Annotated in this window: 14 protein-coding genes; 7 read left to right on the top strand and 7 right to left on the bottom strand. The window is 73.2% G+C overall.

Annotation, left to right across the window (positions count from 1 at the left end; all coding sequences use genetic code 11):
• Window positions 1-104: 104 nt before the first annotated feature.
• The 3 genes from B4N89_RS34385 to B4N89_RS34395 form a co-directional block, all read right to left on the bottom strand.
• Window positions 105-2774, bottom strand: coding sequence for an AAA family ATPase (locus tag B4N89_RS34385; protein WP_143658182.1), 2670 nt, complete (start codon window positions 2772-2774; stop codon window positions 105-107).
• 169 nt (window positions 2775-2943) lie between these two features.
• Window positions 2944-3549, bottom strand: a complete 606-nt coding sequence (locus B4N89_RS34390) for a TetR family transcriptional regulator (protein WP_078980379.1) — start codon at window positions 3547-3549, stop codon at window positions 2944-2946.
• A gap of 86 nt (window positions 3550-3635) precedes the next feature.
• Window positions 3636-4097 (bottom strand): VOC family protein, encoded by a 462-nt coding sequence (locus tag B4N89_RS34395; RefSeq protein ID WP_078980380.1) that lies wholly within the window; start codon window positions 4095-4097, stop codon window positions 3636-3638.
• Between the two features lie 127 nt (window positions 4098-4224).
• Here B4N89_RS34395 and B4N89_RS34400 point away from each other — a divergent pair, with 127 nt between their 5' ends.
• Window positions 4225-5109 (top strand): polysaccharide deacetylase family protein, encoded by an 885-nt coding sequence (locus B4N89_RS34400; protein ID WP_078980381.1) that lies wholly within the window; start codon window positions 4225-4227, stop codon window positions 5107-5109.
• A gap of 140 nt (window positions 5110-5249) precedes the next feature.
• Here B4N89_RS34400 and B4N89_RS34405 read toward each other — a convergent pair whose 3' ends face one another.
• The 3 genes from B4N89_RS34405 to B4N89_RS34415 all read right to left on the bottom strand — a co-directional run bounded on the left by B4N89_RS34405 (window position 5250) and on the right by B4N89_RS34415 (window position 10001).
• The gene (locus B4N89_RS34405) at window positions 5250-7550 is read right to left on the bottom strand and encodes a protein kinase domain-containing protein (protein ID WP_078980382.1); all 2301 of its coding nucleotides are present in this window, start codon (window positions 7548-7550) and stop codon (window positions 5250-5252) included.
• Window positions 7551-7671: 121 nt separating this feature from the next.
• Entirely contained in the window at window positions 7672-8370 is a 699-nt protein-coding gene (locus tag B4N89_RS34410; protein ID WP_078980383.1) for a response regulator, read from the bottom strand.
• Entirely contained in the window at window positions 8367-10001 is a 1635-nt protein-coding gene (locus tag B4N89_RS34415; RefSeq protein WP_078980384.1) for a sensor histidine kinase, read from the bottom strand. Before B4N89_RS34415 ends, B4N89_RS34410 begins: the two co-directional genes overlap by 4 nt.
• Before the next feature lie 268 nt (window positions 10002-10269).
• On the opposite strand from B4N89_RS34415, the gene dctA reads away from it, so the two are divergent.
• From dctA to tatA, 4 genes are all read left to right on the top strand, one after another.
• Window positions 10270-11691: a C4-dicarboxylate transporter DctA gene (gene dctA / locus B4N89_RS34420; protein WP_078980385.1), complete on the top strand. Its 1422-nt coding sequence runs from the start codon at window positions 10270-10272 to the stop codon at window positions 11689-11691.
• Between the two features lie 123 nt (window positions 11692-11814).
• Window positions 11815-12204 carry an ArsR/SmtB family transcription factor gene (locus tag B4N89_RS34425; protein ID WP_078980386.1) on the top strand — a complete coding sequence of 130 codons (390 nt, stop codon included), beginning with the start codon at window positions 11815-11817 and terminating at the stop codon, window positions 12202-12204.
• Window positions 12188-15070, top strand: coding sequence for an HAD-IC family P-type ATPase (locus B4N89_RS34430; RefSeq protein WP_078980387.1), 2883 nt, complete (start codon window positions 12188-12190; stop codon window positions 15068-15070). The genes B4N89_RS34425 and B4N89_RS34430 overlap by 17 nt, the downstream gene beginning before the upstream one ends.
• A 116-nt stretch (window positions 15071-15186) precedes the next feature.
• On the top strand, window positions 15187-15453 hold the full coding sequence (tatA, locus tag B4N89_RS34435; protein ID WP_078980728.1) for a Sec-independent protein translocase subunit TatA: 267 nt from the start codon (window positions 15187-15189) through the stop codon (window positions 15451-15453).
• A gap of 109 nt (window positions 15454-15562) precedes the next feature.
• Here tatA and B4N89_RS34440 read toward each other — a convergent pair whose 3' ends face one another.
• Complete coding sequence (locus tag B4N89_RS34440) at window positions 15563-16942, bottom strand: tannase/feruloyl esterase family alpha/beta hydrolase (protein WP_235619080.1); 1380 nt, start codon at window positions 16940-16942, stop codon at window positions 15563-15565.
• Window positions 16943-17204: 262 nt separating this feature from the next.
• Here B4N89_RS34440 and B4N89_RS52755 point away from each other — a divergent pair, with 262 nt between their 5' ends.
• On the top strand, window positions 17205-18446 hold the full coding sequence (locus B4N89_RS52755) for a sensor histidine kinase (RefSeq protein ID WP_201261059.1): 1242 nt from the start codon (window positions 17205-17207) through the stop codon (window positions 18444-18446).
• Window positions 18443-19216, top strand: coding sequence for a response regulator (locus B4N89_RS34450; RefSeq protein WP_078980388.1), 774 nt, complete (start codon window positions 18443-18445; stop codon window positions 19214-19216). The genes B4N89_RS52755 and B4N89_RS34450 overlap by 4 nt, the downstream gene beginning before the upstream one ends.
• Window positions 19217-19218: the final 2 nt, after the last annotated feature.

Below are 19218 nucleotides of genomic sequence, written 5' to 3' on the forward strand. Positions count from 1 at the left end.
CGATCGGTTCGTTGCCCACGGCTCGGGCCGGGCCGGCGCGGTGGGCGGGCCGGACGACCCGCGCCGCCGGTGTCGGGTTCGGCGACCTCGACGACTGCCGACGATCAGACCCGGTGGAGGCCCGTCCGGAGGTGGGACGGGAGTTCTCGACGGTTTTTGATGTCGAGCTTTCGGTAGACCCTGGTGAGGTGTTGTTCGACGGTGCTGACCGTGATGAACAGTTCCTCCGAGATGCCCCGGTTGCTGTACCCGCAGGCGGCGAGTGCCGCCACGCGCTTCTCCGATTCGCTGAGGTTGGTGTCGCCGGTGGTGGGCGCGGCGGTCGAGGCGGTGAGCAGGTCGGCGTAGGCGTGCGCGACGGCGCGGTAGCGCGGACGGGCGCCGCAGTCGCGGGTGAGGTGCCAGACGCGGCTCTGGAGCGTCGCGGCGCGGGCCGGTTCGGCGCGGGCGCGGTACGACTCGGCCAGGGCCTCGAGGGTGCGGGCCAGTTCCAGGGGGTCCTCGGAGCGGCGCAGCGCCTCGACCGCCTGGGTGAGCAGTTCCGGGCGCTCGGCGACGTCCACCGTCATCGCCCGCAGCCGCAACGCCGTGCCGCGGACCCGGCCGCCCCCCGGACCGCACAGCCGCAACTGCTCGACCACCAATCGCCGGGCCCGCTCGGTCTCGTCCAGGCGCAGCAGCGCCTCGGCGACGTCGGTCCGCCACGGGATCAGGAACGGCTGGTCGACCCGCCAGGCGTGGGCCAGCCAGGCCACGTGCAGGAAGTCGGCGAGCGCCGCGCGGGCCCGGTCGGTGGCCAGGTGGAAGCGGCCCCGGGCGCGGAGGTAGGCGAGGCCGTGCAGGCTGGAGTACAGCGCCTTGGTGACCGGCCGGTTCACCTGACGGGCCGCGGCCTCGTAGTCGCCCATCGCGGTGTAGACCGAGACCAGCCCGGCCAGCGGGCCCCCGAGGTACAGGCTGCCGGTGTGTTCGGGCATCGCCTCCATCGCCTGGCGCGCGTAGCCTTCCGCGTCCGGCAACCGCCCCTGACCCAGCGCCGCTTCGGCACACGCGGAGGCGAACACCGCGGCCCAACCGGGGGCCGCACGCCGGATCGATTCGGCAAGGAAGTCCCGGCAGTGCGCCTCCGCGACGCTCGGCCGGTCGCGGGCGATCAACAACCGTGCGGCGGTGACGATCGGGAACAGCGTCACGTCCGTCAGCCCCGACACGCGCAGGAGCCGTTCGGCCGCCTCCAGTCGCTCGGCCGGATCGGCCGCCGGCGCGCGTGGACGGGGATCGTCGGACCACGGGAACGGCACGTCCGACTCGACGTGTTCGACCCACTCGGCTCGGGGGTCGGTACGCTTGCGGAGCCGGTCGAACACCTCGCGCGCCGCGTCGAGCCGGCCGTGGGCGCGCAGTTGCCGGCCCAGCGAGGCCATGCTCGACTCCGGCAGGTCGCCGACCGCGAGCGCGGCCAACGGCTCGCCCAGGCAATGCTGTTCGGCGGCGCTCGGATCAAGCCGCCAGGAGACCTCGGCCAGTCGTACCTGGACCTCGGCCCGAACCGCGGGGTCCCGGCACTGTTCGGCGGCCAACTCCAGGTAGGCGACGGCGCGTCGGGCCCGGTCCCGGGACAGCACCTCCTCGGCGGCCTCGCGCAACACGCCCACCGCCCACGGGTCCGACGCATTGCGCGCGGCGAGCAGGTGCCGGGCCGTCCGCGCCGCCGGGGCGCCCTCGTGCCGCAGGATCGTGGCCGCCCGGCGGTGCAGCGCGCCCTGCTCGGTCGCATCCAGGCAGTCCAGCAGCGCGGTCCGGGCCGCCCGGCGCAGGCGGTCGTCCTCGATCAGGCCGGCGGCGGCCAGTGCACCCAGACCCTGTGCGGTGGCCACCTGGGTGGTGCCGGCGAGCGCGCCCGACACCTCGGCGGAGGCGGGGGCGCCCAGGATCGCCAGCGCCTTGGCCACCCGCCACATGGCGCCGCCGCCGCGCCGCAGGCAGGCGCGTACCGCCTGGCTGAACGGGCCGTCGGGCGCGGGCCGCAGCACGGTCGTGGCGAGGCGGTCGGTCGCCGACCGCAACTCCTCGACCAGCGCACGAAGCAACAGCGGGTTTCCGCCGGTGATCTCGTGGAACTCGTGGGCCTGCTCGCGACCCGGCGGGTCGCCGCCCACGGCCGGCAACTCGGCCACGCCGGCCGGGCTGAGTGGCGCGAGTCGGATGCGGCGCAGTGTCGGTTGGCGCAGGAACTCCGTGTCCAAGTGCGGGTCTTGCGACGCCGGGCCGAGGGAGCGGGCGAACACCACCAGGATCCGGGCCCGGGAGGAGTGGCGGCCCAGGTGCAGCAGGCACTGGACGGACGCGGAGTCGGCGTGCTGGAGGTCGTCCACGCACACCACCACCGGGCGACGATGCGCGACGTCGTGCAGCGCGGTGGTGAGACGGCGGGCCGCGCGCGGCGCGTCGCCGTCGTCGAGCATCTCGGCCAGGGGCGCGGCGAGTTCGGCGGGCAGGGCCGGAGCGTCCAGGAACTGGCGGAGCAGGCCCAGCGGTTGCCCGCTCGTGGTGCGGGATCCGGTCGCGGTCAGCAGCAACGCGCCGATGTCGCCGACCCGTTCGCCGACCCAGGACAACGTCTCGGTCTTGCCGCAACCGACCCCCGCCTCGACCAGGACGATGCCGCCCTGTGCCTCGGCACACTCCTGGAGTGCGGTGCGTAACCTGCCGAACTCCGGACCTCGTTCGATGAACTCCATGGCCTCCGCGCGCCCCCAAATGTCGGCCTGCACACGTTCTCCCACCGGTGCATGAAACCCCGGTCACATGGAACAAGTCAACCATCGGTAACCGGCCACTGACCCGTAGTGACTGTAGGGGAGATCATCCATGGCGGGAAGGTCTGTGCCCGGAATGCCCGCGACGCTCCGCCGAGTTGTGGTGGGCGACGGCCGGCGGGATCTAGAGCGGAAGGCCCGCCTCCAGGCGGGCGAGGGCGTCGTCGAGGGTGGCGATCGGATCCAGGTCCGGTTCGTCCGCCCAGCGCACCATGGTGTCCAGCATGATGCCGAACGCGGCGCCCGTGAGCGTCCGGATCGCCGGATCGTCGGCGCCACGCCCGGCTCGCTCCGCGAGCAGCGCCGTGACCGTGCGCATGACCTCGACGAAGTTGGCGAAGCTCAGTCCGCGCAGTGTCGGCACCGACAACATCAGCACGGTTCGCCGCCGTGCCTCGGCCAATTCGTCGGCGGTCAGCGCGGCCATTGTCTCGCGCAGCGCCGCCCGCAGCGTCGGAATCGGCGGCAGTTCCGCCGGCCGGCTGCGCAACGACTCCAGGAACACCGGGTCGTAGGCGTCGGAGAGGACCAGATCCTCCTTGGTGGCGAAGTAGCGGAAGACCGTACTCGGCGCCACCTCCGCCGCCTCGGCGATCTGCTCGACCGTGGTCGCGTCGTACCCCCGCTCGTCGAACAACCGCAGCGCCGCGCCCTGGATGGCCGCGCGCGTCCGGGCCTTCTTGCGCTCCCGGATCCCGACCGTCGGCGCTGCGGGGGAGGACGACGTCATCGGACACCTCATGCTCGGATACTCGGCGTCCTGCCAGCGTACTGTCCGCGCCCCGGCCGGGCGTCGGGGCCGGGCGGCGTCGCCGGTCAGTCGCGGGTGGGGGCCGGGGCGGGGGCCACCGCGACGCAGAACTCGTTGCCCTCGGGATCGGCCATCACCACATGATGACCCGCGTCTTCGGTCAGCACCCGGCCGCCCGCCTCCACCAACCGCGCGGATTTCGCCAGGACGCGCGCCCACCGCTCCGCCGGGTCGGCGTGCCACGGGACCCGGATGTCCAGGTGCAGCCGATTCTTCACGGTCTTCGGCTCCGGAACGGCCAGGATGCTCAGCCGGGGCCCGACCCCGTCGGGGTCGCACAACCAGGCCGCGTCCGTGATCACGCCGCCGACGATCTCCTCGTCGGGCGCGACGTGGGCCATCCACTCCAGGCGCGTCTCGAAGGGGGCGGGCGGCGGCTCGTCGATGTAACCGAGCGCGGTCTTCCAGAAGCCGGCCAGGAGCAGGGCATCGGCACAGTCGAGCGTGAGATCGATACGGACAGCCATGCCCGGACGCTACCCGGCGCCCCCGACAACCGACGACCGCCACGACCACCCGTTCGGGTGGCAGCGCCTAGGGTGTGCTGTGTGGCGGGTGGCGTCGCGCGGGTGGGTCGGGTGGAGGAGCGACGCGATGGATGTCGGCCGGCGGGTGGTGTTGGCGGCTGCGCTCGGTGCGCTGACGGCGGGGTGTTCGGAAGCGGGGAAGAGCGCCACGCCGACGACGGCTCCGCCGGCGCCTGCCGCCGGCCGGCCCGCGCCGCCCGGCGATACGCCCCGGCCGACCGCGACCGCGCCGGCCGCCGCCGGTCCGACGCGCGCGGAGATCGTCGCCCGGTACGGGAAGCAGACGCCCACCGGCTGGGGCCTCGAGGTGCCCGGGTCGTTGTCCCGGCTGCCGGGCAACGCCAAGGTGGTCGCGCTGACGTTCGACGCCTGTGGCGGCAAGGGCGGCAGCGAATACGACCGGGCCCTGATCGACTTTCTGCACGAACGCTCCGTGCCCGCGACGCTGTTCGTCAACTCCCGGTGGATCGACGAGAATCCGGCCGTACTGCGGCAACTGGCCGCCGATCCGCTGTTCGAGATCGCCAACCATGGCACCCGGCACCTGCCGCTGTCCGTGTCCGGGCGCTCCGCGTACGGGATCCCCGGGACCCGGGACGCGGGCGAGGTCTACGACGAGGTCTCCGGGAACCGGGCCAGGCTCGCCGAACTCCTCGGCCACCCACCGAAGTTCTTCCGCTCCGGCACCGCGTATTGCGACGACGTGGCGGCGAGGATCGTCACCGATCTCGGTGAGCGGTTCGCGAGCTTCCACGTGAACGCCGACGGCGGGGCCACCTTCACCCCCGAACAGGTGCGCAGGGCCATGCGCGACGTACGCCCGGGTTCGGTCGTGATCGGCCACTTCAACCACCCACGCGGTGGTACGGCGGCCGGGATCCGTCTGGCCGTGCCCGAACTCCTCCAGCAGGGCTACGGGTTCGTCCGGCTCTCGGACGCTCCGCAGTCCTGAGCCGGGACCGACTCCGCGAGCCGTGGCGGTGTCGCGTCGATGATCTCCTCGGCTTGGTCTCGGCCGGTTCCGGCATCGGCGGCCGGGTGTCGTGGTCGACCGGCGGTCCGGGCTCGAACGGATTCGGTGATGGCGGCGGATCAGTACCGTTCCAGAGCCGGGGGCGGCGGCGCGGGAGTGCCGCCGATGCCGAGGGTGCGTTCGTAGGCGGACTTCCAGGCGCCGGTGGTGAAGGCGTCCTGGAGCGCGTCGTTGATCGCGCCACGCAGGGACGGGTCGGACAACGGCACGGCGATGCCGTACTTCTCGGCGGTGACGGCGACGCCGACGATGCGGAGTTGGCCGGGGTGGCTCGTCACGTAGCTTTGCAGTCGGACCTGGTCGGTGGTGACGGCGTCGACCCGGCGGGCGAGCAGGGCGTCCACGCACTGGTTGTAGGAGTCCAGGGCGAGTGCGCCGGCCTGGGGGAAGTCGTGGCGCAGTTTCTCGTATGTGGTGCTGCCGAGGACCGAGCACACGTTGGCGTGGGACAGCGAGGAGTCGAAACCGGTGAGGGTGCGATCGTCGGTCCGGGCCAGGACGCCCTGGCCGCCCGACAGGTACGGGCCGGCGAAGCCGATGTGCTTGCGGCGCTCGTCGGTGATGGTGAAGAGGTCCACGTAATAGTCCACCTGGCCCTGGAGCACGGCGTTCACGCGGGCGGCGGGGGCCACCGTTCGAAATTGGATGCGGTCCGGGCCGAAGCCCAGGTAGGCGGCGACGATCTTGGCCATTTCGATGTCGAACCCCGAATAGGTCCCGGTGGCTTGGTCCCGGGAGCCGATCTGCGGCACGTCCCCGGCGACGCCGACGACGAGCCGGCCGCGTGCGGTGGCGGCCCGGAACACCGGCGAGTCGGGGAGGGACACCCCGGAACGGACCGGCGGGACCTGGGGGGTCGGGCCGGCGTTGTTTTGCGCACCGGGGGAGGAACGGCCGCCGGGAGCCGGTCGGTCGGTCTCCGAACCGGTCGCCGCACCCCCCGGGGTCTCGCCGCCCGGTGTTCCGCCGCCTCCGGAGCCACGATCGTGCAGCGCCAGAATCAAACCGACGACGAGCGCGAGGACCACCACGACGGCAATGCCGGTCTTGGTCGCCGTACGCCGGATCCACGGCGGGACGGGAGCCTCCGGCGACCCACCCGGGACAGGCGCCTCGCCCGAGTCGGCGGCCGAGTTCCCCGAGTCCTCGGAACCGGCAACGACCGCGGCCTTCGACCCCCCAGCCGCCGCGGCGACCCCTACAGGCACAGGCGGCGATCCGGCCGACACCCCCGCCTCTTCCGGACCCGCCCCCTCGCCCCCGGATCGAACTCGGCCCGCCCCACCCGGAGTCCGCTGCCCGGAAGCCCCACCGGCGCCCCGAACCCCCACTGCCTCACCCGCGACCGGGACTTTCGGCGCCCGGCCGGTGGTCGGCGGCCCGGACGCCGTTCCCGTGGTTCGGGTGCCGGGCTTCTCGCCTGTTGTCCGCGGCTCCGCGGCCTCGTCGGTGTCCGGTACGTTTCTCGCCCCGTCCGTCGTGGGCAGCCCGCGCGCCTTTCCCGGGGCGCGCGGGTCCGGCGCCGGCCGGTCACCGGGAGACCCTCCCAGGTTCAGGACGGCGGCCAACATCGCGCCCGCGTCCGCATACCGGTCGGTGACCTGCTTCGCCATCGCCTTGGTCACCAACTCGGCCAGATCCCGGGACAGTTCCGGCTGGACGGCGGTCACCGACGGCACAGGTGCGTGGAGATGTCCGTACAGGATGGCGGCTGCGTTCGCGCCCGCGTAGGGCAATCGGCCCGTGAGCAGTTCGTACAGCACGCAGCCGACCGCGTAGACGTCGCTGTACGGGCCGGCCTCGCCGCCGCGGATGACCTCGGGGGCCATGTACGCGACCGTGCCGAGCAGGGTGCCGGTGGCGGTCAGTCGACTGGTGTCGGCGCCGGTGATTCGGGCGATGCCGAAGTCGGTGACCTTGAGCCCGCCGTCGGCGCGCACCATCACGTTGGCCGGTTTGATGTCGCGGTGCACCACGCCGTGCCTATGCGCGTGGTCGAGTGCGGCGAGCACGGCCCGTACCGTCGGCAGTGCCTCCTCGGCCGGCAACGAGCCGCGATGCACGAGCAGCTGGCCGAGGGTGTGGCCTTCGATGAGCTCCATCACCAGGTAGACGACCGGTTCGCCCGCGACGTCGACCTCGTCCTGGTCGTGCACGATCACGATGCCCGGATGGTTCAGCCCGGCCGCCGCCCGGGCCTCGGTGAGAAACCGCCGCCTGACGACGGGGTCGTGGGCGAGTTCGGGGGCGAGCAGCTTGACCGCGACGGACCGACCGAGCCGGGTGTCCCGGGCCCGGTACACCCGGGCCATCCCGCCTCGGCCCAGCAGGGGACCCAGGACGTAGCGCCCGACCTCCATCGCCTCTCCCCCGTCACGCACCCCAGCCGGAATGTCGCAGCGGCACCATGGTGTCACCCGAACCGGCAGCCCACACTCGACTTGCCCCAGGGCGTGGGCCTTGGGGAGCCGCCGGCCCGGACTAGCCGTTGGGCCCCGGCCGGTGCCAGCGGTAGATGTACTCCGGGCGGCCGGCGCCGCCGTAGCGGGGTTCGCGGGTGACCAGGCGGCGGGCGGACAGATGGTCCAGGTAGCGGCGCGCGGTCGGGCGGGAGATGCCGAGTGCGGTGGCGACGTCGGCGGCGGAGGTGGCTGCGCCGGTGCCGAGTTGGGCCACGATCGCTTCGAAGGTGGCAGCGGCCAGGCCCTTGGGAAGCGGGGGTGACTCGGAGGTGCCGCGCAGGGCGGCGAAGGCGCCGTCGACCGCGTGTTGTCCACCCGCCGCCGCCGGGGCGTCGACCTCGCCGATGCGGCGGCGGTACTCCGCGTAGCCGTCCAGGCGTTCGCGGAACGCGGCGAACGAGAACGGCTTGAGCAGATACTGCACCACGCCCAGGGACACCGCCGAGCGCACCAGCCGCAGATCACGCGCCGAGGTGACCGCGACCACGTCGGCCTCGTGGCCCTGCGCGCGCATGCTCCGGCACAGGTCGAGCCCGTGCAGGTCCGGCAGGTACAGGTCGAGCAGGACCAGGTCGACCCGGCGCGTGGACAACAACCGCAGCGCCTCGGTGCCGCTGCCGGTGACGCCGGCGATCTCGTAACCCGGGACGCGGCCGGTGAACACCGCGTGTGCGTCGGCGAGTACGGGGTCGTCCTCGACCACCAGGGTGCGGATCACGCGTCCTCCTCCGATCGCGGTCGGGGCACGGCGGCGGGCAGCCGGACGGTGAACACCGCGCCGCCGCCCGGGCCGCGGGCCACCTCCACGCTGCCCGCGTGCCGGGCCACCGTGGCACGGACCAGGGCCAGGCCGAGCCCGCGTCCCTGCGACCCGTACGCCTCCTTGGTGCTCCAGCCGCGCTCGAACACCCGGGCGGTGAGCGGTTCGTCGATCCCGGGTCCGCTGTCCGCCACCCGAAGCAGCAACGCGCCCTCGGCGTCCGGGTCGACGCCCACCGTGACCTGCACCGTGCGCGGCGGCGGCGCGGACACCGCGGCGTCGATCGCGTTGTCGACCAGGTTGCCGAGCACGGTGACCAGATCGCGCGGATCGAAGCGGGCGGCCAGCGCGTCCAACGGGTCGGCATCCGGGCCGTCGGTGCTCGGCCCACCCGTCACGGTCAACTGCACCCCGCGCTCGGCGGCCTGTGCGTGCTTCCCGAACAGCAGTGCGGCCAGCGCCGGTTCGGACACCGCGTTGGTGAGTTCGTCGGCCAGATCCTGGGCGGCGGCCAGTTCCCCGGTGGCGAACCGGATCGCCTCCTCGCCGCGCCCCAGTTCGACCAGCGCGACGACCGTGTGCAGCCGGTTGCCCGCCTCGTGGGCGGACGCCCGCAGCGCGTCGGCGAAGCCGCGTACCTGATCCAACTCGCCGACCAGCGCCCGAAGTTCGGTGTGGTCCCGGAAGGTGGCCACCATCCGCCCGTCGCGCCCGGTCGGACTGACGTTGACCGCGAGCGCACGGGTGCCGCACAGGTGGATCTGGTCCGCCACGGTGCGACCCGCGGCGAGGGTGGCGGCCAGCGACTCGTCCAGGTCGAGCGCGCCCACGTGCCGGCCCTCGAAGTCGGCCGGCAGCGCGAGCAGGCGGACCGCCTCGTCGTTGGCCAGCACCAGCCGACCCTCCGCGTCCACCACCGCCAGCCCCTCGCGCACCGCGTGCAACACCGCGTCGTGGTGCTCGTACACCCGCCGCAGCTCGACCGGCCCGAGACCGAGCGTCTGCCGGCGCAGCCGATGGTGCACCGCCATGCTCGCCGCGCAGGCCAGGGCCAGCGCGCCGGCCGCGACGGTGAGCACGAGCGGGATCTCCGCGCCGACCAGCGCGTCGACGCGGCGATTGGTCACGCCGACCGAGACCAGCGCCACCGGTCGCCCGTCGGGGCCGAGGACCGGGACCACCGCCCGCACCGACGGGCCCAGGGTGCCGGTGTACGTCTCCGTGGTGGTCCGCCCGTGCACGGCGCCGTCGATGTGGCCGAGGAAGGTCTTGCCGATCCGGGTCGGGTCCGGATGGGTGTACCGGATGCCCGCGACGCTCATCACCACCACGAAGTCGACCTTGTTCTCCCTGCGGACGGTCTCGGCCATCGGCTGGAGGCGGGCGGTCGGGTCCGCCGAGCCGGCCGCCTCGGCGAGACCGGGGGATCGGGCCAGGGTGCGCGCCACGTCGAGCGCGCGCTCCCGGGCGGTCTGCGCACCCGACCGATGCACGGCGTGCAGCGCCACGCCGGACCCGGCCGCGACGAGGAGCAGGACGAGGGCGAGCTGCCACAGCAGGACTTGCCGCGCGATGCTCTGGTTGGCCATGCCGGAGATTATCGACGGACGTCCCGGGTCCGGGGCAAGACGTCCATTACCGAGGTTTCATCCACTTCGGCGGCATTCGGCGGAATTCTCGCCATGCGCGTAATGCGCGTAAGCCCCGGCCGGCGCCGCGACCGCGCCACGCTACGACGCGTATCGCGCCGACACGCCGATGAGTCCGATCAGTCCGACGAATCCGAGGGTCACAACCCCGACCGGGCGCGAACCCGACCGCCGGCGGCGCAACCCGTTCCCGACCCGGAGGCCCCCGATGCCCCAGGCCACCCCGACCGACCACGACGCCGGCACGCCCGGCACGCCCCCGACCCCGCCGCCCGCGCGCCGCCCCTGGTACACCCTGCTCTACGTCTGGGTGCTCCTCGGCATCCTCGCCGGTGTCGGAGTCGGCGCCGCCTGGCCCGGTACCGGCGAGTCGCTGCGCCCGCTGGGCGACACGTTCGTCAACGCGATCAGGATGGTGATCACGCCGATCATCTTCGTCACCGTGGTCACCGGCATCGCGGGCGTGGACAGCCTGCGCGGCGCCGGCCGGATCGGCTGGAAGTCGCTCGTGTACTTCGAGGCGCTGACCACGATCGCGCTGCTCCTGGGGCTCGTGGTGATGAACGTGCTGCGCCCCGGCGACGGCGTACACGCCGACGTGGGCTCGGTGAAGGTCTCCGCGACCGCGCAGGAGTACATCGACAAGGGAGAGGCGCAGTCCTGGTGGCACTTCCTCACCGACCTGGTGCCGAGCAGCGTGGTGGGTGCCTTCGCCGAGGGCGACGTGCTCCGGGTGCTCTTCTTCGCGGTCCTGTTCGGCGTCGCGATCAAGCTGGTCGGCCCGGCGGCGACGGGCGTGGCAGTCGGGGTGGAGAAGACCGGCCACGTGTTGTTCGCGGTGCTGCGCGTGGTGATGTACGCGGCGCCGGTGGGCGCGTTCGGCGCGATGGCGTTCACCGTCGGCAGGTATGGCCTCGACACGCTGACCAGCCTGGGCAAGCTGGTGGCGATCTTCTACGGCACCAGCCTGTTCTTCGTGGTGGTGGTGCTCGGCGCGGTGCTGGCGGCGATCCGGCTGAACATCCTGCGGCTGCTGCGCTATATGAAGGACGAGTTGCTGATCGTGCTCGGCACCTCCTCCAGCGAGTCGGTGCTGCCGAGGGTGATCACCAAGATGGAGAACCTCGGCGTGCCGCGCCGGGTGGCCGGGTTGACGGTGCCCGGCGGCTACTCCTTCAACCTGGACGGGACCTGCATCTATCTGACCCTGGCCGCGCTCTACGTCGCCCAGGCGACCGACACACCGCTGTCCCTGGGGCAACAACTGAGCCTGATCGCCGTGCTGTTGCTGACCTCCAAGGGCGCGGCGGGGGTGACCGGTTCGGGGTTCGTCGTGCTGGCCGCGACGCTGTCCACGGTCGGGCACGTTCCGGTGGCGGGGATCATGCTGGTGTTCGGCATCGACCGGTTCATGAGCGAGTGCCGGGCGTTGACCAACGTGTGCGGGAACAGCGTGGCCTCGCTGGTGGTGGCCTCGTGGGAGGGCGTATTGGATCGGGAGCGGGCCCGGATGGTGCTCGCGGGGGCCACCCCGATCGAGCCGACCACGCCACCGGAGCCGGCGTCGACACCGGAGCCGGCCGCGTCGCCCCCGGCCCTGGTGTCGACGACGAAGCCGACTCCGGCCTGAGCGCCGGCGCCGCCGCACCGTGCGTCGTGGCGGTCGACCCCCGGGTTCCCCTCGGTGACGTGGTGCGACCCTAGACTGAGGTTCTTTCGCGGGACCCGGGCGCCGCGCGGCGGTGAGGACCCGATGGCCGCGCACGTGGACGGGAGTACGACTGTGGCCTCAGCGGTCCACGACTTCGAGGACCCGCCGGCCGAGGTGCTGGCCGAGGCAGCCGCGGCCTTCGGATTGCTGGCCTCGCCCGCGCGCCTGCACATCGTGTGGGCGCTGGCCGCCGGCGAGAGCGATGTCACCGCGCTGGCCGAGCGGGTCGGCGGCGCGCTGCCCGCCGTCAGCCAGCACCTGGCCAAGCTCAAACTGGCCGGCCTGGTGCGCTCCCGGCGCGAGGGTCGGCGCGTGGTGTACCTGGTCGACCACCCGGACGTGGTGACCATGGTGCGCTGGTTGATCGAGCGACTCGCCGAACGCACCGAGTCCGGGGCGGTGCCGGGACGGTCCCGTGGCCTGGGCGCCTGAGACCGTACCCGGATCCGGCACGGCGGGCCCGTCCGCCGACCTCGGCGACCGGGTCGGCGGGGTACCCGGCCCCCGGCGGCGTGAGGTCACCGCACCGGAGCTTGCCCGGGCCGCCGCCGACGCGCCCACGCTGGAGGTGCTGCGCCTGCTCGGCAGCGGCCCGCGCGGGTTGACCGAGGCGCAGGCCGACGCCCGACTGGTCCGGTACGGCGAGAACACCGTCGCCGGCCGACGTCCCCCCGGTCCGCTCCGCCGCTTCGCCCGCAGCGCCCGCGACCCGTTCACCGCCGTCCTGCTCGGCCTCGGCCTGGTGTCCGCCGCCGTCACCGCCTGGACCACGGCCTGCGTGATCGTCGTCCTGGTGGTGGTCAGTTGTGTCCTGCGCGTGACCGGTGAGCACCGGGCGGAGCGGGCCACCGCCGCACTGCGCGAACTCGTCGCCGGCACCGCGACCGTTCGCCGCCGGGAACATCCGGGCGGGCCGGCACGCGCGGACCCGGCGCCGCGCGAGGTGCCGGTGGAGCAGTTGGTCCCGGGCGACGTGATCCGGCTCGGTCCCGGCGACCTGGTCCCGGCCGATCTGCGGCTGCTGCGCGCGAGCGGCCTGACGGTGTATCAGTCGGCACTCACCGGGGCCTCCGCGCCGGTGGCCAAACATCCGGTGGACGTGCCGCGGGGCGGGCCCGGCGCCGACGAGCCGTTCGAGCGGCCCCACCTGTGTTTCCAGGGCGGCAGCGTGGCGGCCGGCAGCGGCACCGCGGTGGTCTACGCGACGGGCGCCGACACCCGATTCGCCGGCACCCGCGTTCCCCGGGCCGGCGGCACCCGAGTCGGTGTCACCCGAGCCCGCGTTCCCCGAGTCGGTGTCACCCGCACCCGACTCGCCCCGCCCCGCCGGGAGACCGCGTTCGACCGGTCGGTGCACGGGATTTCCTGGACGCTGATCCGCTTCATGCTGGTCACACCGGCGCTCGTACTGCTCGTCGACGCGGTGGTGCGCGGGCGGGGCCTGGCGACGCTGCCGTTCGCGGTGGCCGTGGCGGTCGGGCTGACCCCCGAGATGTTGCCGGTGATCGTGACCACCACACTCGCCCGCGGCTCGCGTCTGCTCGCCCGCGAGCACGAGGTGATCGTCAAGCGGCTGCCCGCGCTGCACGACCTCGGCGCGATGGACGTGCTGTGTACCGACAAGACCGGCACCCTCACCCGGGACCGGCCGATGGTGGACTGCCACGTCGACCCGGCCGGCCGGGTCGACCCCGACGTGTTGCACTGGGCCGCGCTGAACAGCTGGTGGACGCTGCAATTGGCCGATCCGCCGGTGCCGGACGCGCTGGACGAGGCGGTCCTGACCGGGTACGAGGAGGCCGGCGCGCGGGAGGCGGAGGCCGCCGAGCGCGGGCCGGACGCGCCGTGGACCGGGCTCGTCGCGTTGCCGGACCACCCGACCGTTCCGGACCACCCCGCCGACCACGACGGCCTCGCCGCGTCACCGTTCGACCCCGTCCGCCGCACCTCGTGTGCGGTGGTCCGGCGCCCGGGACGTCCGGGCCCGCTGATCGTGGTGGTCAAGGGCGCGGTGGACGACGTACTCGACCGCTGCGCGCGGGTCCGGCTCGACGGCCGGGACCGGCCCCTGGACGCCGCCGGCCGAGCGGCCGCGGAGCGCTCGGCCGCGGATCTGGCCGCCGACGGCCTGCGACTGCTCGCGGTCGCGCTGGCCGAGCGGCCCGCCGACACCGACCCCGAGGCCGCCCTCGACGCGAGCGCCCTGACGCTGATCGGCTTCGTCGGCCTGCGCGACGCGCTCGCCGACACCGCCGCCGACGCGCTCGCGGTCCTTGCCGATCGCGGCGTCGCGGTCAAGGTGCTCACGGGCGACCTGCCCGGCACCGCCGCCCGGGTCTGCCGCGACCTGGGCCTGCACCCCGGCGAGGTGGTCACCGCCGAGCGGATCGACGCGCTCGACGACGCCGAACTGGGCCGGCTCGCCGCCGCGCACACCGTGTTCGCCCGCTGTACGCCCGCGCACAAGGCCCGCATCGTCGGCGCGCTGCGGGCCGCCGGCCACACCACCGGATTCCTCGGCGACGGCGTCAACGACCTGCCCGCGCTGCACGCCTGCGACGTGGGAATCTGCCCCCGGGACGCGGTCGACGTGACGCGCGAGGCGGCAGACGTGGTGCTGGTGTCCAAGGACCTCGGCGCCATCGACGAGGCGATCGTGGCCGGTCGGCGCGGCACCGGCACGATCGCCGGCTATCTGCGGATCACCCTGTCCTGCAACCTCGGCAACGTGATCGCCATGCTGATGGCCGGACTGCTGCTGCCGTTCCTGCCGATGCTCCCCGCGCAGGTCCTTGTGCAGAACCTGTGCTTCGACGCCGCCCAGGCCGCGTTTGTGTTCGACCGCCCGGCCGCCGCCACGCTGCGCCGCCCCGGCGCGCTGCACCCGCGCGACCTGCTGCGCTTCATCGCCGGCTTCGGCCTGCTCAACGCGGTCGCCGACCTCGCCACCTTCACCGTTCTGGTGCTGATGGTGCGGCACGGCGGCGAGGTGGACCAGGAGGCGTTCCACGCGGGCTGGTTCACCGAGAACCTGCTCACCCAGGCCCTGGTGATCCTGCTCCTGTGCACCGGACGCGGCGTCGCCGTGCGCCGGGCGTCGAGGCCGATCCTGATCGCCTCCGCCGGACTGGCCGTGATCGGCGTGTTGTTGCCGCTGACCCCGGTGGCCCCGGCACTGGGCATGGCATCGCTGCCGATCGGCTACTACCCGGTGCTCGCCGGAGTGCTCGCGCTGTACGCGGGGGCGTTGACGCCGGTGCGCCGGTGCTACGACCGGCGGCGGGCGGAGCGCGGCTGACTCTCGACGATACGGAAGTTTTACACTTGCGCAAGCTGGCAAGTATGGTGTCCGCATCGGGCCACCCGACGTCGGGCGCGGCGGCGGGTCCGCGACGTGGAAGTAGGCGAGTGGCGATGTTGCGCAACGGGTTGGAGCCCGGACACCTGCTGGTCCTGGCGATCGTGGTGATCGTGCTCTTCGGCTCCCGGAAACTGCCGGACACCGCACGGGCGTTGGGCCGGTCCATGCGCATCCTCAAGAGCGAGACAAAGGCGATGCGCGAGGACGACACGGCACAGACGGCGCCGACGTCGGCCCGCGCGGTACGAAGCGCACCCGGCGCCGCCGACACGGCCCGCGCGACTCCCGAGCGCGAGCCGGCCAACCCGAACGTACGCTGAGGGCGCCGACTCCCACGTCCGAGCGGCGGCGGACACCCGGACGCCACCCGTGCCGCGTCGCACGACACCGCACGGGTGGCCGGTGCCGCGGAGGGCGTCGACCCGCCCGCTACAGCGAGCAGGTGTTGACGACGTCCGTACCCGCAGCCGGCTTCGGCACGGTCCGACTCGGCGGCGGGGGCGTGCCCCGCGTGGTCCAGGCGGACAAGGCGTCGAAGGCGGTCGCGAAGCACGGTGCCATCGGGCGGACCAGGTCCTCGTGCCCCCGGTACAGACCGTCGGCGTGGGTGCCGTCGGTGACCCGGTAGTAGCGATGCATCCGGCCACGCCCGGAATCGTCGATCATCCTCGTGTAGACGTCCCCGCTGCGGGTGATCGGCAACAGCGCGTCCAACGTGCCCTGAAGGGTGATCAGCGGGCGCTTGACGTTCCCGGTCAGGGACAGTCGGGCCACCGTCCTGTGCACGGAGGCGGGGCGGTCGGCATAGACGTAGTCGGTGTCGCAACCCTTGATGGTGTTCGCCGGGCAGAACGGCGTGCCGGCCTCCTTGGGGCCGTCGTAGCCGGGGTCGATCTCCTCGCGCATCGTGCGCTGGAGCGAGTCCCACAGGTTCTGGTAGTGGAACTCCCAGGTCGACTCGGAACCCTTCGGATAGCCCGCGGCCAGCATTTCCTCGTAGGCGCCCGGCACGTGGTCGCGGTAGCGGGGGTAGGCGCGCAGCGCCGCCGGCGCGGTGTCCAGGACGTTGGGCGAGTCGGGCGTGAGCAACAGGCCGTGCAACTCCACGCCGCCGGTGAACAGGCCCGGATTGTTTTCCAGTTGCCAGCGGACCAGATAGCCGCCCGCCGAGGCGCCGGCCATGTACGTGGTGGTGGGCCGCCTTCCGTAGTGCCGCGCGGCGACCTTCTCGGCGGCCACCGTCAACTCGGCCACCCGCTCGTGCCATTCCGCGATGGCGTCGCCGGGGCGGACGCCGTCCTGGTAGATCTTCGAACCGGTGTTGCCCTTGTCGGTGGCCGCGTAGGCGAAGCCCCGCGCGAGCGCCCGGTCGGAGATCATCGGGTCGTTGGCGTACTGCCTGCGCAGGCCGGGCGGGCCGGCCACGACCAGTCCGCCGTTCCACTTCTCCGGCAGCCGGATGACGAACTGGCTGTCGTGGTTCCAGTTGTGGTTGGTGTTGGAGGTGGAGGTGTCGGGAAAGTAGCCGTCGAGTTGCACCCCCTTGACGGCGGATGGGGCGACCGTGCCGGGCGCCTCTAGGCCGAGCCAGTCGATCGGTTCGGTGTGTCCGGTCAGCTTGGTGCCGGTCGTGGTCAGGTCGGCCAGACAGGCGCCGATGACGTGTTCCGCGCCGGGCACGCGTGCCGTACAGGACGACCGGGCGGGCCGGTCCGACCCGGGTGCCGCGCTCGCCGCGGTCGAGCCGAGCGTGGCGGCCAACAGCAGCGCGGCGCCGACGGCCAGTGGACGGATGGTGTGCAGCAGCAAGGGACTGCCTTTCGTGGGGTGGAGGGGACGCCGGATCCGGCACCGCCGGGATCGCAGGGATCCGGCATCGCCGAGACTAGGAACGGCGGAGCGCCTCGGCACAGATGCCGAGTGGCCGGTTACCGGGTGGCCCGCCTACGCCGCGCACGGCCGAACGGCACATGACCTTCGGCCAAGGTCGGCCTCCGGACCCGCCACGCCCCCTGCGCCCGCCCACCTGCGGGTATCGTTCGCCGCACCGCTCTCGGACAGGAGGTACCGGATGCCCATGTCGTCGACATCGGTCCGGACCGCCGGGGCTGCCCGTCCCATGCCGTGGTTGCCGCCCGCGGTGCACGCGGCCGTGCTGCTCGGCGGCTTGTACGGCGGCCTGGTCACCGACGGGCCGGTCCGGCCGCTGCGCCTGACCGGGTTCGCCGCGTGCCTGCTGGTATTGATCGCCCTGGATCGGATCGAACAGCGCCGGTATCCGCCGCGCACCCCGCCGCGCCCGGCCGCGCTGCTCCTGGCGGCCCGTCTGGTGTTGTTCGCCGCGGCCGTCGGCCTGGATCGCTCCGGGGTGTCCCGGGCGCTGTTCGTGCTCGTCCCGATCACCGCGTTCCTCGCGTTCGGCCGCCGGGTCGGCGTGGCGCTGACCGTGGCCTGCACGGGGGCGATCCTGCTCGGGAACGTGTTGTGGGTGCCCCGCTGGTACCTGCGTACCGACGTGGTCACGGACCTGCTGATGTCCGGCCTGGGTCTGGCGCTCGCGGTGGCGATGGCCGCGATCGCGGTGGGGGAGCAGGCCGGGCGGGCGCGGTTGGCCGAAACGCTCGACGAACTCCGGGATTCACACGCCCGGTTGGCCGACTACGCGGCCCGGGTCGAGCGGCTGTCCACCGCCCGCGAGCGCAACCGGCTGGCCCGCGAGTTCCACGACGGGCTGGGCCACCATCTCACCGCGATCGCCATCCAGTTGGAGAAGGCGTCGGCGTTTCGTGACCTGGACGTCCGGATCGCCGAGCGGGCGATCGCCGACGCGCGCTGGTCGGCAGGCCGGGCACTGGATGAAGTCCGGATGTCGGTGCGGGCGTTGCGCGACGAGGACGCACCCTTCTCGCTGTCCTCGGCGCTCGCCGACCTGGTCCGGCACGTCGACGGCGGGTCCGCCCGGGTCACCCTCGATGTGTCCGGGGAGGAACGTGGTTACCACATCGAATCGCTCACCGCGCTGTATCGCGCCGCCCAGGAGGGGCTGACCAATGCGCACCGGCATGCCGAGGCCCACCTGGTCAGCGTCTGCGCGCGGTACGGCGAGGAGGAGGCGCGCCTGGTGGTCGCCGACGACGGACGCGGGTTCGCGGTCGGACGGGAGGAGGACGGCGGGTTCGGGCTGCGCGGCATGCGCGAGCGGGTGGACCGGCTCGGCGGGCGGGTCGAGGTCGAGGCGGGACCGGGACGCGGGACCAGGATCACCGTGACGGTGCCGCGCGAACCGGTCGGCGCCGAGGCGGTACCCCGATGAGCGGGCCCGGGGCGGACCCCGTACGGGTGTTGGTGGTCGAGGATCAGGAACTGGTCCGGGAGGGGATCGCGTCGCTGCTCGGCATCCAGCCCGGGATCATCGTGATCGGCGCGGTCTCCGACGGCCGACAGGCGGTGGCGGTCGCGGTGGCCGAACACCCGGACGTGATCCTGATGGACGTCCGGATGCCCGTCCTCGACGGCGTCGCCGCGGTCGCGCGGATCCGCGAACGCGCGCCGCTGTGTCGGGTGATCATGCTGACCACGTTCGACGACGACGAGTACGTGACGGACGCGCTGCGCGCCGGCGCGGTGGGCTACCTGTTGAAGAACCTGCCCTCGGCGCAACTGGCCGCCGCGGTACGGCTGGCCCGGGCGGGGGTCGCCCAGCTCGACGCCTCGATCACCCGCCGGCTGGCGGCCAACCTGACCCGCGCGGAACCGCGACCGCTGTCGGAACCGCGACCGACGTCCCGACCGCAATCGCAGCAACCGCAACCACAACCACAACCGGAGCCGAAGACGGCCGATGCCGTGGTCTCACCGCCCGACACGCGACCGGCCCCCGGCCCCGCCCCCGGCGTGCTCACCGAGCGCGAGACCGAGGTGTTGCGGCTGATCGCCACCGGATCGACCAACCGCGAGATCGCCTCTCGGCTCTACCTCAGCGAGGGCACGGTCAAGAACCACATCTCCCGGATCCTGTCCCGCCTCGGCCTGCGCGACCGCACCCACGCGGCCATCTACGCCCACGACCACGGCCTGCTGTGACG

The organism is Embleya scabrispora (assembly GCF_002024165.1).
Lineage (GTDB): Bacteria > Actinomycetota > Actinomycetes > Streptomycetales > Streptomycetaceae > Embleya > Embleya scabrispora_A.